This window comes from Streptomyces sp. NPDC057428, from assembly GCF_042803195.1.
GTDB lineage: Bacteria > Actinomycetota > Actinomycetes > Streptomycetales > Streptomycetaceae > Streptomyces.
Map to the genome: position 1 here is coordinate 1 of NZ_JBHVCT010000095.1, position 22,181 is coordinate 22,181.

Below are 22,181 nucleotides of genomic sequence, written 5' to 3' on the forward strand. Positions count from 1 at the left end.
CATCCGGATCCGCTCCGGGTACGTCTCACCAACTATGTGATCTCTCGGCACAAGATCGAGATCATAAACGATCTTCAGCTACCCGAGCGACGTTGACCAAGGTGGCTGGGTCGCAGATCAAGTTGAACACGTCACCGAACCGGTGTTCCGGCCGGACCAGGGTTGGGGTTCGGCCGCCGGGCGCAGCCACAGGGCCTCCACCGACGCCACGGACGCGGCGGCCACCGGTGGGCGAGGTAACGCGGTGGATGCGCCGGGTGAACTCCCCGCAGAAGGCGCCGTATCAGAGCCACAGTTGGATCGTGAGGTGACGATGCCCCCTCCGGGGTCGACGGCGGAAGTGGAGACTCCAAACCCTGTGACGCCTGCGGGCTTCGACCCCGAGCGCAGTGCCGAGGTGAAGGGCGAGCGCAAGGAGCGGGAGTCCACGTTCCTTAACGAGGACGGCACGTACACCACCCGCTTCTACAACGAGCAGGTCAACTTCCTGGACGGCCAGGGCGAGTGGCAGAAGGTCGACTCTTCCCTCGTGACCGTGGACGCACCTGGTTCGCACACGATGAGTGGGAGCGACCAGGGCCCGGGCTGGCAGACGAGTACCACGGAGGCGCCGCTCGACTTCGCAGCCGACGCCGCGGCCGGACCCGTGGTGACGATGGGGCTGGGCGATGGCCTGTCGGTTGGCTACGGCCTGGAGGGCGCGCAGGAGTCCGAGGGGCAGGTCGAGGGCAGTGTCATCACGTATCCCGAGGTGCGTGGCGATGCAGACCTGGAGTTCGTAGCCGGTAGCGGGTCGTTCAAGGAGACCATGGTCCTCCGGAGTAAGGACGCCCCGTCGACGTGGCGTTTCCCCCTCCATGTACAAGGATTGACCGCTCGCATTGCCGAGCACGGCGGTGTGTCCTTCACCGACTCCGAGGGCGTCGAGCGGGCGTGGATGCCGGCCGGCTGGATGGAGGATTCCCGTCATGCCGAGAACTCCGCCCAGGGTGAGATCTCCTCGGGCGTGACGTTCAGTCTTGCGGAGGAGGCAGGGCAGCAGGTCCTCGTGGTGACCTTGGACCAGGAGTGGCTGCAGGCCCCGGAGCGTGTCTTCCCCGTACGGGTGGACCCGTCCCTGAAGTCAGTGGACGCGACTTCAGGGACGTACGTGCAGTCCCCGTACAACCAGAACTTCTCCAGTGACACCGTGCTGAAGACCGGCACCTACGACGCAGGCGGGCACAAGGCGGCTGCTTTCCTGCGCTTCTCGGGCCTGGAGACCACTCTCAAGAACGCCTGGGTGGTCAACACCAGCCTGGCCCTGTACAACACGTACTCCTACTCGTGTACGGCCAGGCCCGTGACGGTCCACCCGATCACGTCGAACTGGGCTGAGTCGACCACGACCAAGTACCCCGGGCCGTCGACGGGTTCTGCTCTCGCCTCGAAGAGCTTCGCGCACGGCTGGCGCCCGGAGGGGCAGACCGCTTACCCGTGTGGTGGTGCCAAGTGGGAGTCCATCAAGCTGGGTTCCGCCGGACGCAAACTGGTGGACGACTGGACACACGGCCGTAAGAAGAACTACGGGCTGGCCGTCAAGGCATCGACGTCCGACTCCAAGGGCTGGAAGCAGTTCGGTTCGGACGACTACCCCAACGGGAAGCCGAGCCTGGACGTCACGTGGACGCCGTACGGGGCGACCTACACCCTCGGTGCCTTCACCGCGCCGGTCACCGCCACCACCCAGGGGTCGATGAAAGTCACCGTCACCAACCGGGGGCAGGCGACGTGGCCCAAGGGAGGCGACTACAGGCTCCGGTACAACCTGTACAACGCTTCCGGCACGGAGATCACCGATAGCTCGAAGATTGCTTACACGCTCATGCCGAGCGACATCTCGCCCGGAGAGAGCGTGACGCTGGACGCCAAGATTGCACCCTTGACGCCTGCTACCTACACCATCGAGTGGACGATGACGGATCTCGGCGTCTCCCGCTTCACCACGGCAGGGGTGCCGGGGGCGGCCGTCCAGATCTCCGCGGTCAACATACCGCCGGTGCTCACTGCCGAGGCTCCCGCGAGCGGCACCCCCGTGGACTCCCTCACTCCGGCCCTCTGGGCGAACGGCAAGGACGCCGACCGCTACCCGGCGTCGACCCTCAATTTCACCTTCGAAGTGTGCGAGATCGAGGGCAGCGACACTCGTAAGAACTGCCGCAAGGGGACGCGGAGCACCAAGCAGCAGTGGACGGTCCCGGCAGGATGGCTGTCCTGGGGCAAGACCTACGCCTGGTACGCATATGTCTACGACGGCAGTGCGACCTCGTCCCAGCCGCACGCCTCTGTCTTCACCACATCCGTCCCGCAGCCCGCGGTGACCAGTCACCTCGGTGGCGCGGACGGCACGAGTGAGATCGGCGCCCGCTCCGGCAACTATGTGACTGCGGCGACCGACGCGGCGATGCCGACCGTCGGACCGGAGCTCTCCGTCACTCGTACCTACAACTCATTGGACCCGCGCCGGACCAACGCCTTCGGCGTCGGCTGGTCGACGCGTTGGGACATGCGACTGGTCCAGGAGACCGTGGGCAACACCGTGGTGGTCACCCGGGCGGACGGGTCGCAGGTGCGCTTCGGCAGCAATCCGGACGGCACGCTCGCGGGCCCCTCCGGCAGCACCACGGACCTCGTCGCGGACTCGACCGGCTGGACCATGCGCCAACGCGGAGGCACGACAGCCAGGTTCGACAGCTCGGGACTGCTGACCTCCGTCACCGACAGCGCCGGCCGCGTCCAGGCACTGACCTACGGAGGAGCGGACAACCGCACGCTGAGCGTGGTCTCCGACAAGCTCTCGGGCCGTTCGCTCCACTTCACCTGGACCGGCGGCCGCATCAGCTCGGTGACCACGAGCCCCGTGGGTGCAGGCTCCCCCGGACTCACCTGGACGTACAGCTACTCCGGCGACCGGCTGACGAAGGTGTGCCCGCCTTCGTCCCCGACCGAGTGCACCGGGTACGACTATGAGAACGGTTCGCTGTACCACAGCATGGTTCTCGACGCGGGCCCACAGTCGTACTGGCCGCTCGGCGAGGAGGAAGGCTCCACCGCGAGCAGCAGCGCGCCCTCCCGCGACGGCCTCAACGACGCCCTCTACCGTGACGTGACCCTCGGCACCGCTCCCGCGCTCACGGGAACGACTGACACCGCTGCCTCCTTCGACGGCCAGGAATCAGTCGTCGAACTCCCCGACGCAGCTCTGGAGACCTCCGACATCCTGACGGTCGAGCTCTGGTTCAAGACCACCGAGCCCGGAGTGCTCGCCACTCTCCAGGACGCCGAGATTGGATCGAAGCCGACCCGGTACAGCCCCTTCCTCAACGTGGACGCCGACGGCAAGCTGCGCGGCCAGTTCTACACGGTGGAGTACGCCGGCACGAAGCCGATCGTCTCCCCGACGGCAGTCACCGACAATGCCTGGCACCACGCCGTCCTGACCAGCCAGGGCACCGCGCAGACCCTTTACCTGGACGGGGCCAAGGTCGGAAGCCTGACCGGGACCGTCAGCATGCGCGAAGACCAGAAGGCATACCTCGGCGCGGGCTGGGGCAACGAGGGCTGGATGGGCGTAGCGGCTGACACCCACCGCTTCAGCGGAACGATGGACGAGGTCGCGGTCTACGGACGCCCCCTCGACGCGGCGACCGTCAAGGACCACTACACCGCGCGGGAGACCGCTGGCCGAATCACCAAGGTGACCCTTCCCTCGGGCAGGACCCACGCCTCCGCGACATACGACCCGGCCACCGGCCGGCTCATCGAGCACACCGATGACAATGGCGGGACGTGGAAGGTCTCCGCCCCCGACTACTCAGCCGGTTCGGTCAGGTACGCCGACGAGGTGCGGGCCTTCGCACCAGAGGGCTACTGGCGGCTGGGGGAGCGCTCCGGATCCAAAGCCGTCAGCGCGGTCGGCGATGGATCGGAGGGCTCCTACGGGGACGGGACCACGCTGGGCACAGCTGGTGTCTTTGCCGACGGTGACGACACCGCCGTCAGCTTCGACGGGAGCGCCGACTCCTACGTCCAGTTGCCCAACGATCTGCCGACCAGCCCGACCACTCCCACTGTCGAGCTGTGGTTCAAGACGGCCAAGTCCGGTGTGCTGATGGGCCTGCAGGACGTGGAGCTGGGCGAGACTCCCACGTCGTGGCGGCCGGTGCTGAACATCGACACCGCCGGAAAGCTGCGCGGGGAGTGGTATCTGGCCGGCAACCCTGGCGCGGACCCGATCACGTCGAGCCAGTCGGTGACCGACAACAAGTGGCACCACGTCGTCCTGTCCGGAGCGGTGAATACGCAGTCCCTCTACCTGGACGGTCAACTGGTCGGGTCGATGGCCGGCACCATATCCGACCAGGGGAGGCCGTACGCCTACCTCGGCGCGGGCTACGCGAGTTCCGGCTGGATGGGGGTGGCCGCGGGTACCTACCACTTCACCGGGCAGATGGACGAGGTCGCGCTGTACGAGCGGACCATGAGTGCGGCAACGGTGAAGAAGCATTTCGCGGCCCGGTCCGCACTGATCACGGGTGACAGTGCCCACTACCGAGGCGAGATCATCGGGGACGCCCCGGCCGCGTATTGGCCACTGGACGAGAACAAGGGCGCGACCACCGCAGTCAGCAAGGTCACCGCTGCTCAGGGCAACGGTACCTACGTTAATGCGACCGCAGGAACCACCGGCATCTTCGGCACGGGCGACGGGCAGGCGGTCCAGCTTGCCGGGTCCGGCGCGGTCTCCGTCCCGGGCAATCTGGTGGCCGGCACCACGGACCTCACGGCCGAACTCTGGTTCAACACGACGAAGTCCGGTGTGCTGCTCGGATTCCAGAACGCCGAACTCGGCGCCACGCCGACCTCTTGGCGCCCCGCCCTCAACATCGACGAGTCGGGCAAACTCCGCGGTGAGTGGTATCTGACGGGCAATCCAGGCGCGAAGCCGATCACATCCACCCAGACGGTGACCGACGGCAAGTGGCACCACGCAGTGCTCACCGGGGCCCGTACCACTCAGTCGCTCTATCTGGACGGTGTGCTCGTCGGCACGCTGGCGGGCACGATCTCCGAACAGGGGCTGGCGTACGCCTATCTTGGCGCCGGGTACGCCAGCTCCGGGTGGATGGGAGTACCCAGCGGTACCTACCGGTTCACCGGGCAGATCGACGAGGCAGCCATCTACCGCAAGGCGCTGTCGGCCGACCAGGTCGCCGACCACTTCCAGTCACGCGAGCGGTCCGGACTCTCCTCGCTGGCGGCCACCATCGGAGTGACCGACCCCCTCGGACACATGGTCCGTACGTCGTACGACGCACTCAAGGGCATGCGACCCACGCAGGTCACCGACGCCGAAGGCGGGGTGACCACCTACACCTACGACACCGGTGGCTTCGTCCACACCGTGACCGACCCCAACGGGCACGCCACGATCACCGGCCACGACGCCCGCGGCAACGCCATCACCACCACAGCCTGCCGCGACGCGGACTCGTGCTGGACCGCGTACACCGAGTACTACCTCAACCCGGACGATGAACTCGACCCGCGCAATGACAAGCCCGTCGCCGTACGGGACGCACGCTCCAGCGGGCCGGACGACGACCGCTACAAGACGTCCCTGACCTACACACCGCTCGGCTTGCCCAGCACCACCCGGCTCGCGGACGCCCGTACCGCCACCACCGCCTACACCACCGGCAGCGAAGCGGCCGTCGGCGGCGGGACCACCACCGCGGGGCTGGTCGCCAAGGAGACGACTCCCGGCGGCGCGGTGACCACCTACCGGTACTTCTCCACGGGAAGCACCGCCGCGATCACTTCGCCCTCCGGACTCGTCACCGAGTTCACCTACGACGACCTGGGCCGCAAGACTGCCGAGAAGCAGATATCCGACACCACTCCCCAGGGCGTGACCACCACCTACGGCTACGACACCATGTCCCGCGTCGTCTCCGAGTCCGGCGTCGGCGTGAAGAACGAGATCACCGACCACACACACACTGCGAAGATCACCCGGTCGTACGACGCCGACGGCAACCTGCTCACCGAGTCGGCCGAGGACACCTCGGGCAACGACGCCAAGCGCACCACCAGCTACCACTACGACAGCCACGGCCTGAACGACACGGTCACCGACGCGGAGGACCATGTCACTTCCCTCACCCATGACGCCATGGGACGGGCCGTCACGACAACGGATCCGACCGGCACCCGTCTCACCTACGCCTACACACCGCGCGGCCAGCACGCCGAGACCGTCCTGAAGGACTGGACCGGCTCGCCCACCGGCGACATCCGTGACCTGGTCGTCGCCTCCAACGCCTACGACCCCGCAGGCCGCCTGGCCTCCTCGACCGACGCGATGGGCGCCACCACCGCGTTCACGTACTTCGACGACGGTCTTACCGCGACGAGCACGGCTCAGCAGGTGAAGCAGGCGGACGGCACCCGGCGCGATGTCCAGCTGGAGTCGAACACTTACGACGGTGCCGGAAACCTCACCCACAAGGTCACCGGCGGCGGCAGCGTGACCATGACCCAGACCGTGGACGCGACCGGGCGCACCACTCGCAGCGTCCTCGACCCGGACGGCCTGAACCGGGTCACCGACCTCGCCTACGACGCGGACGACCGGGTGACCGAGGAGAGCCGGCCGGTCGACGGCTCGGGGAAGCGGCTGACCGCCACTGCTGAGTACGACGCCGCGGGCAACGTCACCCGCCAGCAGATCACCGACGGCACGTCCACCCACATCACCACCAGCACCTACGACCAGCGAGGGTTGCCCACCTCCACCGTCGCCCCCAGGGGCAACACGGACGGGGCCGACCCCGATACATACCGCACCACTTACCGGTACGACGCGCTCGGGCGCCTGGTGGAAACGAAGGCACCGGCCACTTCGGTCGAGAACAAGGGCGGGACGGCTGCCACAGCCACGCCGACCACTCTGAGCGGATACAACACCTTCGGCGAAGCGACGGAGACTCGTGACGCACGGGGCGCGGTTACCCGCACCACTGTGGACGGCCTCGGACAGCCCACCGCTGTCACCCTCCCCGACTACACGCCGCCGGGCGGCACCAAGATCAGCGCCGTCAGCAGCACCACGTACGACGCCCTCGGCAGACCCGCCACGACGACGGACCCGCTGGGCCGCACCAGCCGCTACACCTACGACCAGTTCGGAAGCCTGGTCCGGCAGACCGACCCCGTCGCGGGCACCGTTCCCACCGTCCTCGGACTGGGGAAGTCCGGCCTGCTGGACAGCACCTCCACCGACCTCGACGGAGCGGGCGTCTCGGAGTTCACCTGGACCCCGACCGGGTTGCAACTCTCCGCCACCGACCCGACGGGGGCCAAGACGCAGGCCACCTACGACGAACTCGGCCGCCAGCTGACCGCCACCACCATCGAGCGGTATCCGACCCTGCAGAACCTCACGAGCAGGTACGTCTGGGACGACGCGGGCAACCAGACCGAATCCACCACCCCCGCCGGCCGAACCACCACCGCCACGTACAACACGGCGGGGGAGACGACGACGGTGACCAACCCGGTCTACGGCGTCACCCGGCTGAGCTACGACCGGCTCGGACGCCAGACCCAGATGACCGACCCGACCGACCGCAGGAGCACCACCACCTACGACGCGCTCGGCAACGTCACAGCCGCAGCGGACTACGGCACAGGCCAGAGCTTGCTGCGCACCGCGCAGGCGGAGTTCGACGCCGAAGGCAACCGGACGGCCACCGTCTCCGGCACCCAGGCGCGCACCACCTACACCTACGACGCACTGGGGCACATGACCAAGCAGGTCGAACCCGTGACGGACGCCAAGTCCATTACGACGACCTTCGGCTACGACGCGGCGGGCAACCGCACCCGGCTCACGGACGGCCGGGGCAACACCACGACGTACACCTTCACGCCGTGGAACCTGCCCGAGTCCACCATTGAACCCTCCACCACCGCCCACCCGGCCCTCACCGAACGCACCTGGACGACCGTCTACGACAAGGCGGGCCAAAACGCCGCCGAGCTGCTGCCCGGCGGCGTGGAGCGCCGCCGCACCTTCGACGGCCTCGGCCGCCTCGTCCGCGAGACCGGCACGGGCGCGGAGGCCGCCACCACCGACCGCTCCCTCACCTACGACCTCGCGGGCCGCATCACCGCAGCAGGCACGGACGACGTCCTCGCACGGAACACGTACACGTACAACGACCGGGGGCAACTGCTCACCGCCGATGGCCCTGGCGGAAAGGTCGGCTACGGCTACGACGCCGACGGCAACATGACCGAACGGGTCGGCGCCGACTCCGAGTCGTACTACGGATACGACGACGGCGGACGTATCGACTGGGTCTGGGACTCCCTCAGCGACAGCGACATCTGGTACGACTTCGACACCGCAGGAAGGCCCCTCCTCGAGGAGTACGCGGTCAAGCCCGCAGGCTCCACGGAGTACGAGGCCACCGCCCGTCGCGACTACACCTACGACAGCCTCGGCCGCCTCGCGAGCGACAAGGTGGCCAACCTGGACAAGACAACGCAGAAGGTCGGCATCACCTACGGCTACGACCTCGACGACCGCCTCACCGAGAAGACGACGAGCGGATCCGCAGGAGCGGGGAAGAGCACCTACGGCTATGACAAGGCCGGCCGGATGACCTCCTGGACCAGCGGTACGATCACCACCGCATACGGATGGGACGACGCCGGCAACCGCATCAAGGCCGGAGCGGCCACCGCTTCATACGACGCCCGCAACCGCCTGACCGACGACGGCACCACCACGTACGGCTACACCGCACGCGGAACTCTCGCCACAGCCACCAAGGGCACCGGTACACCCCGCACCCTGACGTTCGACGCCTTCGAACGCAAGGTCAGCGACGGCTCGGCGACGTACACTTACGACTCCTTCGACCGCCTCGCCCAACAGGGCAGCACCACGTTCAGTTACGACGGCGGATCCAACAACCTCCTCAGCGACGGCACCAGCGTCTACAGCCGCACCCCGGATGGCGCACTGCTGGCCAGCCAGGCGGGCAATGCGGCCCCGCAGTGGTCCATCACCGACCAGCACACCGATCTGGTCGCCGGCCTCTCGGCCGACGGCACCCAGGTCACCAGCTCCACCGCCTACGACCCCTTCGGCCAGGAGACCGCCACCAACGGCACCACGCCCGCACTGGGTTACCAGTCCGGCTGGACCGACCCCAACTCCGGCGACGTCAACATGGCCGCACGCTGGTACCAGCCCGGCACCGGCGGCTTCACCTCCCGCGACACCTGGCAACTCGACCCCTCCCAGTCCGCGCAACGCGCCAACCGCTACTCCTACGGCTTCGGATCACCCCAGAACGGCACCGACCCGACGGGGCACTTCTTCCCGCTCGTCCTCGGAGGGATCGCGGCGTGGGAAGCGCTCGGCTGGGGAGTCCTGGGGACCACGGTCGTCGGTGGTGGCGCCCTGGTCGGGGACAAGTACATCCGCTCGCACGGTGACACCTGGAGCAACAGCTACACCCAGACCAACGTGCTGTCGAACAGCTACGCCCGGTCCACGGCCGCCGCGATCCGAGCCCAGGCCAGTAGGTTCAGCCACTCACACTCCACAAAATCGTCCGCAGGAAGGTACACCCCCTACTACCCCCGCTGGAGCTCCGTCCCCACCTACCCGAACTTGGGCGGTGCTGCGGCCCAGGCAGTCCGCGCCGTGGTTCGCCCGCCCCGCCCGGTAATCGACCAGAACGTCAACAACGGTCCGAACCCCAGGCCCGCGCCCGACCGCCCGGCCCCCAAACCTGACTGGGACCCCAAGAACGGCGGATGGAAGCCCGACGACGGCTGGAAGATGATCGTCGGCGCACTCGACATGCTGAACCTGGCCGGCAACGACCAGTACACACCGGACGATGCGGCGAGTCTCGACCTCCTCCGCGGCATGTTCCCCGGCGAGCAGATCGACCCGGATTTGGGGTATGGAATGTCCGGCGCGAACCCAGATGCGAAGCGAACCCGCGATCGATGCTCCCGCGACTTCCCCTCAGATGATCCTGCTTTCTACTACGCGCCCATGACCCGCTTCGGTACAGGGGAAAATGATTGCAGAGCTACCGGAGCGGTTGCCCATATCAACACCTTTGATCTGCGTCCGTGGAGGCTGGACCCCAAATGGAAGCCGGCTGGGTACGAGCGGCTGCCAGTGGGTAACAGGGCTGCGCTTCACCTCATCGGCAACCAGATGGGCGGAGCCAACGACACTCTTCGCAACTTCGTTGCGGGGTACCAGACTCCGGCCAACTCGCCACATATGAGGGGGCTTGAGGACGATGTCACGAGCGCCGTGAAGGCCGGTCAGAATGTGACATTGGGTGTCCTTCCTGTGTACGGTGGCACTGATCCAGCTATTCCGACAGAGATAAGAATGTATGCCGTCGGTGATAAGGGATACCGGTTGAACTGTACGGTGTACAATCGATCTGTTGGTGGATATTCCTGCTCGCAAAGGTCGTCCGGTGGAAATCTTTCGGTTCCATGAAATGCTAGGCGCTCCGCAAGTCAACGGCGATGTGGGCAGGGATTGGGATGTCGTTGAAGAACGAATCGGCTGCGCTCTCCCCGGCGATTACAAGCGATTCGTCTCGGCTTATGGTCCAGGCTGCATCAACGAGCAGCTCTACATATTTCATCCGCGTTCTGTGGATGACGCTAACGGTTTGCTTCTCGACTCTTTGTGGAGTCAGGCTGCATATTCTTACGCGGAGCTGTCGCAAAGTAGCCCCGACTTGTATCCGTACCCTGTCTACCCGGCAGTAGGTGGAGGTTTCCCGGTGGCCCGTTCCATCTCGGGAAACCACGTCTTCCTCATGCCTCCTGGACGACCTTCCGCAGACTGGTATGTGGTTGTCGAGATGGGAGAGTCGATCGCCATCGATGCGAGCTTCACAGATTTTCTGTGGGCGGCCTTGGTCGGGGAGTTGGGTGTCCCTGTGGTAGAGGGAGAGCCCTCCTTCGAGCGGGTGGGGGAGGTCGAGGCGTGCTGAGAGAGGGCGTTCGATGTAGTCGAAGCCTCTTTTCGGTTCAGCCTCAAACTCCTCCTCCATCTGTTGTCCGGCCGCGCAACTGGTGGTGTGGATAGTCAGGTGCTCTCGGATGGGGCGGGGAGCGGGCCTCGGGGGTTCGTGCGCTGCGAGAGGGCCGGGTGCGAGGCGGCAAGGCGGGTACTGGTCTGGGGGTGGCCACGGTCGAGATGTCCCTGGCGCGGCTGAAGGAGGCGCTCGACCGGGCGGTAGCGCGGCGCCTCGTCGAGGTGAACGTCGCCAGGGAGGTGAAGGTCCCTCGTAACCTTCGGAAAGCGGAGCGGCGGGCGAAAACCGTGATTCCTCCCTGGGACATCCAGGAGGTACGCGCCTTCGTGCGCGCGATAAAGGACGACCGCCTGTACGCCGTCTTTCTCCTGTCCCTGATGGGTCTGCGGCCGGCAGAGATCTGCGGCATGCGCTGGGGCGACGTCGACCTGACCGGGGCCATCCTGACCGTCACCCGCACCCGGACGCTGATGGGCAACAAGTCCGTGGTCGAGAAGGATACGAAATCGTTTGCCGGCCAGCGGCAGCTTCCGCTGCCCGACCTGGTGAGGGAGGCTCTCGCCGAGTTCCAGGCTACGCAGATGGCCGAGAAGCTCGCGGCAGGGGAGCGGTACGAGGACAACGGGTACGTGCTCGTGGACGGTCTCGGCAGGGCGCTCAACGGGCGGCAGTTGCGCGAGCGGGCGTACACAGTCATGGCCGAGAACTCGCTGCGCCGGGTCCGTTTGTACGACGCTCGCGCGAGCTGCCTCACGTACCTGGCGAACAACGGTGTGCCCGACCATTTGCTCGCTCGTTGGGCAGGGCACAGCGACGTCCGCACGACCAAGCGCTGGTACGTGAAGCCGGCTGTGGAGGATCTACGGCCGGCCGCAGATACGTGGGGAGAACCGGCGAGCGCCCCGGCCCCCGCTCACGAGACGAATGTGAGATGTGGGAGCGTGAGCGGGTGAGTGAGAAGAACGTTGAAACCATGCAATACCGCTTCGACGGGCCCGAGGATGCCCCGGTCCTGGTGATCGGGCCGTCTCTGGGTACCACATGGCACATGTGGGACCGCCAGATACCCGAGCTCTCGCAGCACTGGAGGATCTTCCGCTACGACCTTCCCGGCCACGGCGGAGCGCCCGCGCACCCCGCGGCCGCCGTCAGCGACCTCGCCGACCGGCTGCTCGCCACGCTGGACAGCGTCGGCGTCCAGCGCTTCGGTTACGCGGGCTGCTCCATCGGCGGCGCCGTCGGTGCCGACCTGGCTCTGCGTCATCCGCACCGGATCGCCGCGCTGGCGCTCGTCGCCGCGTCGCCACGCTTCGGCACCGCGGACGAGTTCCGGCAGCGTGGGGTGATCGTCCGCAGCAACGGTCTGGAGCCCATCGCCCGCACCTCCCCGGAGCGCTGGTTCACGCCCGGCTTCGCGGCCGCCCAGCCCGCCATCGTCGAGTGGGCCGTGCAGATGGTCCGCACCACCGACCCCGGCTGCTACATCGCCTCCTGCGAGGCCCTGGCGGCCTTCGACATCCGTACGGAACTCTCCCGCATCGGGGTTCCGACCCTCGTGCTCGTGGGAGCGGACGACAAGGTCACCGGTCCCGCCGAGGCGCGGAACCTGGTCGCCGGCATCCCGGACGCCCGTCTCGCCCTCGTGCCCGGCGCCTCGCACCTGGCCCCGGTCGAACAGCCGGCCGCGGTCACCGACCTGTTGTTCATGCACTTCTCGACGGCCTGGCAGGACACCCTGGCGTCGATCGCCGTACCGCCGTCCCCCGGCTTCGCGCCCCCGTTCACCCCGGTCGTGCCCGTCGCGGAGATCGCCGCGGCCGGCGAGCTGCCCGTCGCCTCCTCGACGGGCGGCGGCGATCCGCGCGAGCGCGGGATGAAAGTCCGGCGCGAGGTGCTGGGGGATGCCCACGTCGACGCCGCGACGGCCGCGTCGGACGGCTTCACCGACGACTTCGAGGAGCTCCTCACCCGCTACGCGTGGGGAGAGATCTGGTCCAGGGAGGGCCTCGACCGCAGGGCGCGCAGCTGTGTCACCCTCACCGCCGTCGTCGCCTCCGGACATCTCGGAGGTCTCGCCCAGCACGTCAGGGCCGCCCTGCGCAACGGGCTCACCTCCGTCGAGATCAAGGAAGTCCTGCTGCAGACAGCCGTCTACTGCGGGATTCCGGCGGCCGGTGCCGCGTTCGAGATCGCGCAGTCCGTCATCCAGGAGGAAACCACCCCGCCCACGTAGCAGGATGGGGACATGAACGCTTCGCCTCTCACACTCACCAAGAAGACCCACTCGTGCGTCCGTCTGGAGCGGGACGGGCAGTCGCTCGTCATCGACCCGGGCGGGTTCACCGAGGACGACGCTGTGGCCGGTGCCGACGCGATCCTGGTGACGCACGAACACCCGGACCACTTCGACGAGCCGCGGCTGCGCGCCGCCCTGGAAGCCGATCCGGCGCTGCGTCTGTGGACCCTGCGCAGTGTGGCCGAGCGGATGTCCGCCGCGTTCCCCGGGCGGGTGCACACCGTCGGCCACGGCGACACCTTCACCGCGGCCGGCCTCGACGTACAGGTGCACGGAGAGCTGCACGCGGTGATCCACCCGGACATCCCCAGGATCACCAACGTCGGCTTTCTGGTCGATGGTTCGGTCTTCCACCCGGGCGACGCCCTCACCGTGCCGGACCGGCCGGTGGACACGCTGATGCTGCCGGTGATGGCCCCCTGGAACAAGATCTCGGAGGTCATCGACTACGTACGCGAGGTCAAGCCGCGCCGCGCCATCGACATCCACGACGCGCTGCTCACCGATCTCGCCCGTCCGATCTACGACACGCAGATCGGCTCCCTCGGCGGAACGGACCACGGGCGGCTGACACCGGGCGACGCGACCCGTCTCTGACCCGGCTGTCAGTGGGAGCGGATAGGTTTACCGCATGCGCATCGCCACCTGGAACGTCAACTCGATCACCGCCCGGCTACCGAGGCTGCTGGCCTGGCTGGAGAGCAGCGGCACCGATGTGCTGTGCATCCAGGAGACAAAATGCACGCTCGAACAGTTCCCCGCCGAAGCGCTGCGCGACGCGGGTTACGAGGCCGCGGTCAACGCCACGGGCCGGTGGAACGGCGTGGCGCTGCTCTCCCGCGTAGGCCTCGCGGACGTCGTGACCGGTCTGCCCGGCGGCCCCGACTACGAGGGCGTGCAGGAACCGCGGGCGGTCTCGGCGACCTGCGGCCCCGTCCGGCTCTGGTCCGTCTACGTCCCCAACGGCCGCGAGGTCGCCCACGAGCACTACGCCTACAAGCTGCGCTGGCTCGAGGCCCTGCGGGAAGCCGTGGCGGGGGACGCGGCCGGAGCGCTGCCTTTCGCCGTCCTCGGCGACTACAACATCGCGCCCACCGACGAGGACGTCTGGGACCCCGCCGTCTTCGAGGGGGCCACCCACGTCACCCCCGCGGAGCGGGACGCCCTCGCCGCGCTCCGCGAGAAGGGGCTCACGGACGTGGTGCCGCGCCCCCTCAAGTACGACCGCCCTTACTCCTACTGGGACTACCGCCAGCTCGCCTTCCCGAAGAACAGGGGCATGCGCATCGACCTGGTCTACGGCAACGCCCCCTTCGCGGCGGCGGTCAAGGACAGTTACGTCGACCGTGAGGAGCGCAAGGGCAAGGGTGCGTCCGACCACGCCCCGGTGGTCGTCGACCTCGACGTCTGACGGTCGGACCAGGTCTACGGGACCGGCTTCGTATTTCGAACCACGGCCACTCACAGCCAACAGCCTGAACCTGCCGTGCACAAGGCCTGCCGAGAGCCGCGGCGCGGGCTCGCCCTGCGGGGCCCGCCGGGACGGGGCGCTCGGCGCCGCGAGTCCCGGACCTGGCACCCGTCAGTGCACGGAGAACCCGCCGTCGACGAAGAGCGACTGGCCTGTCACATAGGCCGAGGCGGCGCTCGCCAGGAACACGGCGGCGCCCGCGAAGTCCCCGGCCAGCCCGTTGCGCCCCACCATCGTCCGGGCGGCCAGCGCCTTCACCCGCTCCGGGTCGGACGACAGTCGTTCGTTGAGCGGGGTCATGACGAAACCGGGTACCAGCGTGTTGCAGGTGACGCCGTGCGGCGACCAGGCCTCGGCCTGTGAACGTGCCAGCGACTCCAGCGCACCCTTGGAGACCCCGTAGGCGCCGCTCTGCACGAAAGCGCGATGCGCCTGCTGCGACGTGATGTGGATGATGCGGCCGAAACCCCGCTCGGCCATGGCGGGCCCGAAGCGCCGGCCCAGTAGATAGGGCGCCTTGAGGTTCACCGTCATGGTGGTGTCCCAGACGTCCTCGTCCAGCTCGCCCATCGGGGGCCGCAGGTTGATGCCCGCGGAGTTCACGAGGATGTCGGGCTCGCCGAACGCGGCAGCCGATGCCTCTGCCGCCGTCCGTACCCCTTCACTCGTCCCGAGGTCGGCGCTCACCCACGCAGCCCGGCAGCCCTCGGTGGTGAGTTCATCGACGGTCCGCCTCAGCTCCGCCTCCCTGCGCGCCACGACCACCACGCTCGCGCCCGCGTGCGCGAGCGCACCGGCGATGCCGCGCCCGATGCCGGAGCTGCCGCCGGTCACCAGGGCGATCCGGCCCTCCAACGAGAAGAGTTGGGAAAGATAGTTCTGCGAGGTCATCCTCGTACCCTAGGGACAGGACCGGGGTCGCCTCCGTGCCGGGTCACGTCAGCCGACGACGTCGCCGCGGACAGTGGCACCGAGGAGGCCGTCGACGAAGGTCACGTATGCCGGTGTGAACGTGCCCTTACCCGTCACGGTGCCCGTAACGCTCTCGCCGGGGGCCAGCTCGACCGTGGCGATCTGGTTCTCGTCCACGGCGAGTTCGGCCGGGTGTCTGCTGCCGTCGGTGCCCGTGAGGGAGAAGTACAGAGGATCGACGCCGATGCCGGCCTCTCCGTCGTTCGAGATCGTGATCCGCACACTGGTGTAGTCGGTGCCGTCGGCGAGGGCGCTGCCCTGGAAGTCCGTCCTCGTCGCGACGATCTTCACGGGCTGGCCGGCGGGCTTGTGTGTCCCGCGTCCGGCCGTCTCCGTGGCGCCGGCCTTGTCGGGGGTGGCGGCCGACGCGGTGGCTGCAGGCTCGGCGCCGGGCCGCGCACTGTCCCCCTCGCCACCCAGCACGGCAGCACTGCCGACGGCGAAGACGAGGACGAGCCCGACGACGCCGAGACAGCTGAAGCCCACGATCCTGCCGACGCCGCTCCCCCTCTGCTGCGGAGGCTGCGGGCCCCGCCGTCGCGGACGGTCGGGCTGCGGCTCCTGATACGACATATGCCCCCCAAGGACGGATCGCCGAGGCAAGACCGTAGCGGCGCGGGGCGTGCGAGGGGAGGCCGATGTTCCGTTGGTGACGGAGCTGTGACCGACCGGTGGTGAGAAGAATTGAAGGGGTCGGCCCGCCGGAATGTATGGGGTGCACGGCCGCTCCGGGTCTCGCCTGCGGGTTCTCCGGCATACGCTGCCAGCAGGAACTGATGGCCGACTGTCGAATCCGTGCTCATGCGGTGCGTGGCCGGAGGTGCCCGATCAGGTCGTCGGGCGCATGGCGTGTCCGGCGGCGCCGTCCACACCCCCGAGGTGCGGCGACCCGTAGCCTGTTTTGTGTCATGGTGAACCTGAAGGCGGCGCTTCAGGGGGAGTTGTTCCCGTGGGCGACGGGGGGGCGAGTGGGAGTCGACTGGGAGATGGTCATGGAGAACGCAGACACGTCAGAACCGGCTTCGGCCGGCATGCGGGCCGGGTGCCGCCCGCCCGCCTCTCCGCGCGGTCCGAGAAGTGCCGTCGACGCTCTCCGAGGGACCCGGTCATGAACATCCCCTTTCTGGACAACTGGCGCAAACGCCACGGCGGTACGAGGGCGGCGGTACTCAAGGCCGCGGTCAAGACCGATCCGGACGGCGTTGCGGAGCTGCTCGCGGAGTGCGAGCTGCTGCGCGCACGCGCGGGACAGTGCGGGCTCGAACTGGACGACAGTCCGGCCTCGTTGTCAGCACTTGACCAGCTGCCGCCGATCTGGCGCGACGACCCCGAGGAACTGCCCTGGGTGGGCAACGACGCGGGTCTCTACCTCGGCACCGTGCTGGTGCGTACCGTCCCGGGCGCCGCCTGGGACATCCTTGCCGGCGGGCAGCCCGTGGTGCGGCTGGGCTCCGGGCGGGAGATCGACGTCGTCGCCGCGGGTCTCGACTGGGCGATCTCGGGCAGCCCCGAGCTCTCCGAGATGTACGCGGAGTCCGCGGAGAGCGGCCCGGAGGTCAAAGCGCGATAAACAGCCTTATCCGCGGCCGGTGCGTGTCGGCCCCGAAGTGCGTGTCCACCCCGGATAGTTTGCGCTGACCTCGACACCATCGACAAGTGGGTAGGGCAGCGCATGGCCGTCGATCCGTTGATCGAACTGCGAGACGTCAACAAGTACTTCGGGAAGTTGCACGTGCTGCAGGACATCAATCTCACCGTCGGCCGCGGGGAGGTGGTGGTGATCATCGGCCCCTCCGGGTCGGGCAAGTCAACGCTCTGCCGGACCATCAACAGGCTCGAGACGATCGAGTCCGGTCACATCACCATCGACGGAAAGCCGCTCCCCGAGGAGGGGAAGGGCCTGGCGCAGCTCCGGGCCGAAGTCGGCATGGTCTTCCAGTCGTTCAACCTGTTCGCCCACAAGACCGTGCTGGCGAACGTGACCCTCGCCCAGCTCAGGGTCCGCAAGCGCAGGAAGGACGAGGCCGACCAGCGCTCCAGGGAACTCCTCGAGCGGGTCGGGCTCGCCTCGCAGGCGGACAAGCTCCCCGCCCAGCTCTCCGGCGGGCAGCAGCAGCGGGTCGCCATCGCCCGCGCTCTCGCCATGGACCCCAAGGCGCTCCTCTTCGACGAGCCCACTTCCGCACTCGACCCAGAGATGATCAACGAGGTCCTGGAAGTCATGCGGCAGCTGGCCCGCGAGGGCATGACCATGGTCGTCGTCACGCACGAGATGGGCTTCGCCCGCTCCGCGGCCAACCGCGTGGTTTTCATGTCCGAAGGGCGTGTCATCGAGGACCGCACCCCGGAGGACTTCTTCACCGCCCCGGAGAGCGACCGTGCCAAGGACTTCCTGTCCAAGATCCTCAAGCACTGACAGGGGCGCCGTGTTGCGTACGAGGAACATCGCGGCCCTCCTGGTCTGCCTCCTGCTCGCCGCGTTCGCCGCGGGGTGCGGCAGGGAGGGCAGCCCCCCGGTCAGGGGGCCGAAGGCGGGAGCACTGCCCCAGTACACCGTCGACACCGGCTTTCGGCTGCCGGAGTCCGGGACGTGGAAGAAGGCCAAGCGGCGCGGCTACCTGGCCGTCGGTGTCAAGGAGGACCAGCCGTACCTCGGTGAGAAGGACCCGGCCACCGGCGTCTACTCGGGCTTCGACATCGAGATCGCCCGCATGACGGCGGCCTCCCTCGGCTTCGGGCCCGACACCATCCGCTTCAGGACCATCGCCTCCGCCAACCGGGAGACGGCACTCCAGAACGGGCAGATCGACTACTACGTCGGCACCTACACGATCAACGACATGCGCAAGAAGCTCGTCGGGTTCGCCGGGCCGTACTACATGGCGGGGCAGGGGCTGCTGGTGCGCACCGACGAGAACGACATCCGCGGTCCGCAGGACCTGGCGGGCAAGACCGTGTGCTCGGCCGCCGGATCCACCCCGTACCAGCGCATCGCCGCTGACTACCCCGACGCGGATCTGGTCGCCTACGACACGTACTCGATCTGCGTCGACAACCTGCTGACCTTCCAGGTCGACGCCGTCACCACCGACGACGCCATCCTCCTCGGCTTCGCGGCCAAGGCGCCGGACGAGATGAAGGTGGTCGGCAAGCCCTTCTCGGAGGAGCCCTACGGCATCGGCGTACCGCGCGGCGACAACGCGCTGCGCTTCGCGCTCGACGACGCGCTGGAGGCGAACGAGAAGAACGGCAACTGGAAGAAGGCGTTCGAAGCCACCCTGGGCCTGTCCGGGGTACCCGCGCCGACACCGCCGCCCATCGACCGCTACCCGGCGAACTGAGGGGCCTGCCACCACGATGGACGTACTGACAGACAACTTCTCGCTCTACGCCAAGGGTTTCCTGGGCACCCTGGAGCTCACGGTGTACGCCTCGGTCCTGGCACTCGTGCTCGGCTTCGTCATGGCGTCCTTCCGGGTCGCTCCCGTCGGCTCGCTCCGGGTGATCGGCACCGTCTGGGTCGCGGTGCTGCGGAACACCCCTCTGACCCTGCTGTTCTTCGCCGTGCTCCTCGGCCTGCCGCGATTCGGGCTGGTGCTGCCCTTCCAGGTGTTCGCGGTCCTCGCCCTCGGCTGCTACACCTCCGCCTTCATCTGCGAGGCCCTTCGCTCGGGCATCAACACCGTGCCCACGGGTCAGGGTGAGGCGGCGCGCAGCCTCGGCATGTCCTTCGGGCAGACGCTGGGCAGCGTGGTGCTGCCCCAGGCGTTCCGGGCGGTGATTCCGCCGGTGGGATCGACGCTCATCGCACTCGCCAAGAACTCCGCGATCGCCGGGGCCTTCAGCGTCACCGAACTGCTGGGCACCTACAAGCCCCTCAACGAACTCGGCTACAGCATCATCTGGTCCTTCGTCTGGATCGCCGTCGGCTACCTCATCATCACCCTCGCGATCAGCGCACTCTTCAATCTGATGGAGAAGCGCTGGGGAGTCGCCCGATGACCCACTCCTCCCCCTCCGCCTCCGCGCTCTACGACATCCCCGGGCCGGCGACGCGCAAGCGCCACTTCGCCTACGGCATCGCGGCGACGGCCGTGATCATCGCCCTGCTCGGCTGGCTCCTCTATCTGCTCTTCGACACGAACCAGTTCACCAGCCAGAAGTGGACGCCCTTCATCTACAAGGGAATCCAGGAGCTGCTGCTGCGCGGGCTCGGCAACACGCTCAAGGCCTTCGCCTACGCGGCGGTCCTCTCCCTGGCGCTGGGAGCCGTGCTCGCGGTCGGGCGGCTCTCCGACCACCGGCCGGTGCGCTGGCTGGCTACCCTGCTGGTCGAGTTCTTCCGCGCGATGCCGGTGCTGGTGATGATCTTCTTCATCTTCGTGGCGCTCAAGGTCCAGCCCCTCCCGGCGCTGGTGGCGGGGCTGACCCTCTACAACGGCTCCGTGCTCGCCGAGGTCTTCCGCACGGGCATCAACTCCGTGGAGCGGGGGCAGCGGGAGGCCGCGTACGCCTTGGGGATGCGCAAGACGCAGGTCACCTCGCACGTTCTGGCGCCGCAGGCGGTACGCGCGATGCTGCCCACGATCATCAGCCAGCTGGTCGTCGCACTCAAGGACACCTCGCTCGGCTACCTGATCACCTACGAGGAGTTCCTCCACGCGGGAAAACTGATCGCCTCGAACCTTGACTACGGCCTGCCGTTCATCCCCGTGGTCATGGTCATCTCGCCCATCTACATCGGGATGTGCATGCTGCTCTCCTGGTTCGCCACCTGGGTGGCGAGACGCGAGCGCCGCAACCCGAAGGCGGAGGCAACGGGAGTGGCCCCCGCCGAAGCGGGGCCGCTGCTGCCGGGCGTCCGTTAGCCGTCGGCCGAGCCCGCCCGGCAGCAGCCGGTGATCACTCTCCGTACCGCGCGAACAGGGGCACGCTCCCTGTCGGGTCGGGGAGAAGGTCAGCTGCGTGCCGGCCGGGCAGCGGCCGAAGTGAAGAGGACCGGTTCCGCCGGTCGAGAGCCCGTCCGCACAGAGGATGAGGGGGCGTTGCCGAGCAGATTCCGCATTCATCCGGCCCCGCGTCGCGCCGCACAGACGGACGACGCGGGGCCGCCGACACCTTGCGGGCCGCAGCCCGCAGCTCGGGTCAGGCCGCGCCGGGCAACTCCTTGAGCACGGAGACGATCTCCTCCGTGGTGACGATGGAGTGGGCGAACGTGGGCCCGTTCAACTCGTGTGCGGCATGCATCATCTCCGGGGAGAACGCCGCGGTGGCGTCGCGCACGAGCGTCACGTGGTAGCCGAGCTCCATGGCGAACCGGCCGGTCGACTCGATGCAGGTGTTCGCCAGCACGCCGATCAGGATCACGTGGCTGATGTCGTGCTGCTGCAGCATCAGGTTCAGGTCCGTGTTGGCGAATCCGCTCTGAGACCAGTGTTCATGGGCGACGAGCTCACCCTCCTGCGGCTGGAAGTCGGGGTGGAACTCCCCGCCCCAGGTGCCACGGGCGAAGCTGTGCTTCTTCTGGATGGCCCGGTGCGTCGGGTTCGGGTAGGACCAGGTGTCGTAGTCACCCGGTTCCCAGCGGCGGTGAGGGACGAACACCACTCGTACGCCGGACCCGCGGGCGGTTGCGACCACGGATCGCAGGTGGTCGACGAGGCCGACGTCCAGGGCCACCGGCGCGAGCCGCTCCCAGTTGAGGCCGCCCTCGGAGATGAAGTCGTTGTAGGGGTCGACCAGTAGTACAGCAGTGTGTCGGGGGTCGTAGCTCTCGGACACGGGCTTCTCCTCATGGTCCGGATGACGAGCGGCGGACCCGTGGTGGGACCGGCGCTCGATGGGGCTTCGTGGGCCGCCCCGGCCTTCGCGGGAGGGCCCGACGAGGGGGAGCGGCCCGGGGCCGGTGGGGCGGCAACCGGGGGGCGGTTCTCGCCCGCGTCCCGGAAATCAGCGCTGCGCGTCGGACCGGTGCCGATAGCCGGAACTCCGGGGGATTCGCGCGTCGAATCCATGCGCTTGCCTTTCCGTGCGCATTCGCTCACCCGCTACGTGTTTTCCGCGTCAGATTATCCTCGCACGAGGCACCGTCCACTGCCAGACCGATTGCTTGTACCGTCCACCCAGCGGTGCCGCGTCCCGGCGGGGAATTCCGGAGCGAATTTCTGTGGTCTCCTCATACATGGCCTCGCGCAGACACGGTGAATTAACGGGTCTTCGAATTTAGTGGGGGTGTGCTTCCCGTCGGCTCCGCCGGGTGGTTGCACAACGTGATCGGAGCCGCTGGTTGGCGCGGTTACGGAAG

General features: G+C 67.9%; 14 protein-coding genes. 11 read left to right on the forward strand and 3 right to left on the reverse strand.

Annotated features, from left to right (window positions below):
• Positions 1 to 313 precede the first annotated feature (313 nt).
• The 6 genes from ACFU5K_RS26775 (at position 314) to ACFU5K_RS26800 (ending at position 14,845) form a co-directional block, all read left to right on the forward strand.
• Positions 314 to 10,588 (forward strand): LamG-like jellyroll fold domain-containing protein, encoded by a 10,275-nt coding sequence (locus tag ACFU5K_RS26775; protein ID WP_384066136.1) that lies wholly within the window; start codon positions 314 to 316, stop codon positions 10,586 to 10,588.
• Positions 10,533 to 11,093 (forward strand): SMI1/KNR4 family protein, encoded by a 561-nt coding sequence (locus ACFU5K_RS26780; RefSeq protein ID WP_384066112.1) that lies wholly within the window; start codon positions 10,533 to 10,535, stop codon positions 11,091 to 11,093. Before ACFU5K_RS26775 ends, ACFU5K_RS26780 begins: the two co-directional genes overlap by 56 nt.
• Positions 11,094 to 11,284: 191 nt before the next feature.
• Positions 11,285 to 12,091, forward strand: coding sequence for a site-specific integrase (locus tag ACFU5K_RS26785; RefSeq protein WP_384066113.1), 807 nt, complete (start codon positions 11,285 to 11,287; stop codon positions 12,089 to 12,091).
• 20 nt (positions 12,092 to 12,111) lie between these two features.
• The gene (locus tag ACFU5K_RS26790; RefSeq protein ID WP_384066114.1) at positions 12,112 to 13,371 is read left to right on the forward strand and encodes an alpha/beta fold hydrolase; all 1,260 of its coding nucleotides are present in this window, start codon (positions 12,112 to 12,114) and stop codon (positions 13,369 to 13,371) included.
• Positions 13,372 to 13,383: 12 nt separating this feature from the next.
• Positions 13,384 to 14,031 carry an MBL fold metallo-hydrolase gene (locus ACFU5K_RS26795; protein WP_384066116.1) on the forward strand — a complete coding sequence of 216 codons (648 nt, stop codon included), beginning with the start codon at positions 13,384 to 13,386 and terminating at the stop codon, positions 14,029 to 14,031.
• 34 nt (positions 14,032 to 14,065) lie between these two features.
• The gene (locus tag ACFU5K_RS26800) at positions 14,066 to 14,845 is read left to right on the forward strand and encodes an exodeoxyribonuclease III (RefSeq protein ID WP_384066118.1); all 780 of its coding nucleotides are present in this window, start codon (positions 14,066 to 14,068) and stop codon (positions 14,843 to 14,845) included.
• A 171-nt stretch (positions 14,846 to 15,016) separates the two neighbouring features.
• Here the strand turns inward: ACFU5K_RS26800 and ACFU5K_RS26805 are convergent, their stop codons facing one another.
• A complete protein-coding gene (locus tag ACFU5K_RS26805; protein WP_384066120.1) occupies positions 15,017 to 15,796 on the reverse strand; it encodes an SDR family NAD(P)-dependent oxidoreductase in 780 nt (259 codons plus the stop codon).
• A 48-nt stretch (positions 15,797 to 15,844) separates the two neighbouring features.
• Positions 15,845 to 16,450: a DUF4352 domain-containing protein gene (locus ACFU5K_RS26810; RefSeq protein ID WP_384066122.1), complete on the reverse strand. Its 606-nt coding sequence runs from the start codon at positions 16,448 to 16,450 to the stop codon at positions 15,845 to 15,847.
• Positions 16,451 to 16,985: 535 nt separating this feature from the next.
• Between ACFU5K_RS26810 and ACFU5K_RS26815 the strand changes: the two genes are divergently transcribed.
• The 5 genes from ACFU5K_RS26815 to ACFU5K_RS26835 all read left to right on the forward strand — a co-directional run bounded on the left by ACFU5K_RS26815 (position 16,986) and on the right by ACFU5K_RS26835 (position 20,745).
• Positions 16,986 to 17,447 carry a DUF6278 family protein gene (locus ACFU5K_RS26815; RefSeq protein ID WP_384066124.1) on the forward strand — a complete coding sequence of 154 codons (462 nt, stop codon included), beginning with the start codon at positions 16,986 to 16,988 and terminating at the stop codon, positions 17,445 to 17,447.
• Positions 17,448 to 17,549: 102 nt separating this feature from the next.
• The gene (locus ACFU5K_RS26820) at positions 17,550 to 18,293 is read left to right on the forward strand and encodes an amino acid ABC transporter ATP-binding protein (protein WP_384066126.1); all 744 of its coding nucleotides are present in this window, start codon (positions 17,550 to 17,552) and stop codon (positions 18,291 to 18,293) included.
• A gap of 10 nt (positions 18,294 to 18,303) precedes the next feature.
• Positions 18,304 to 19,218, forward strand: coding sequence for a glutamate ABC transporter substrate-binding protein (locus ACFU5K_RS26825; RefSeq protein WP_384066128.1), 915 nt, complete (start codon positions 18,304 to 18,306; stop codon positions 19,216 to 19,218).
• 16 nt (positions 19,219 to 19,234) lie between these two features.
• A complete protein-coding gene (locus ACFU5K_RS26830; RefSeq protein ID WP_384066130.1) occupies positions 19,235 to 19,879 on the forward strand; it encodes an amino acid ABC transporter permease in 645 nt (214 codons plus the stop codon).
• On the forward strand, positions 19,876 to 20,745 hold the full coding sequence (locus ACFU5K_RS26835) for an amino acid ABC transporter permease (protein ID WP_384066132.1): 870 nt from the start codon (positions 19,876 to 19,878) through the stop codon (positions 20,743 to 20,745). Before ACFU5K_RS26830 ends, ACFU5K_RS26835 begins: the two co-directional genes overlap by 4 nt.
• A gap of 277 nt (positions 20,746 to 21,022) precedes the next feature.
• Here ACFU5K_RS26835 and ACFU5K_RS26840 read toward each other — a convergent pair whose 3' ends face one another.
• Positions 21,023 to 21,658, reverse strand: coding sequence for an isochorismatase family cysteine hydrolase (locus tag ACFU5K_RS26840; RefSeq protein WP_384066134.1), 636 nt, complete (start codon positions 21,656 to 21,658; stop codon positions 21,023 to 21,025).
• Positions 21,659 to 22,181 lie beyond the last annotated feature (523 nt).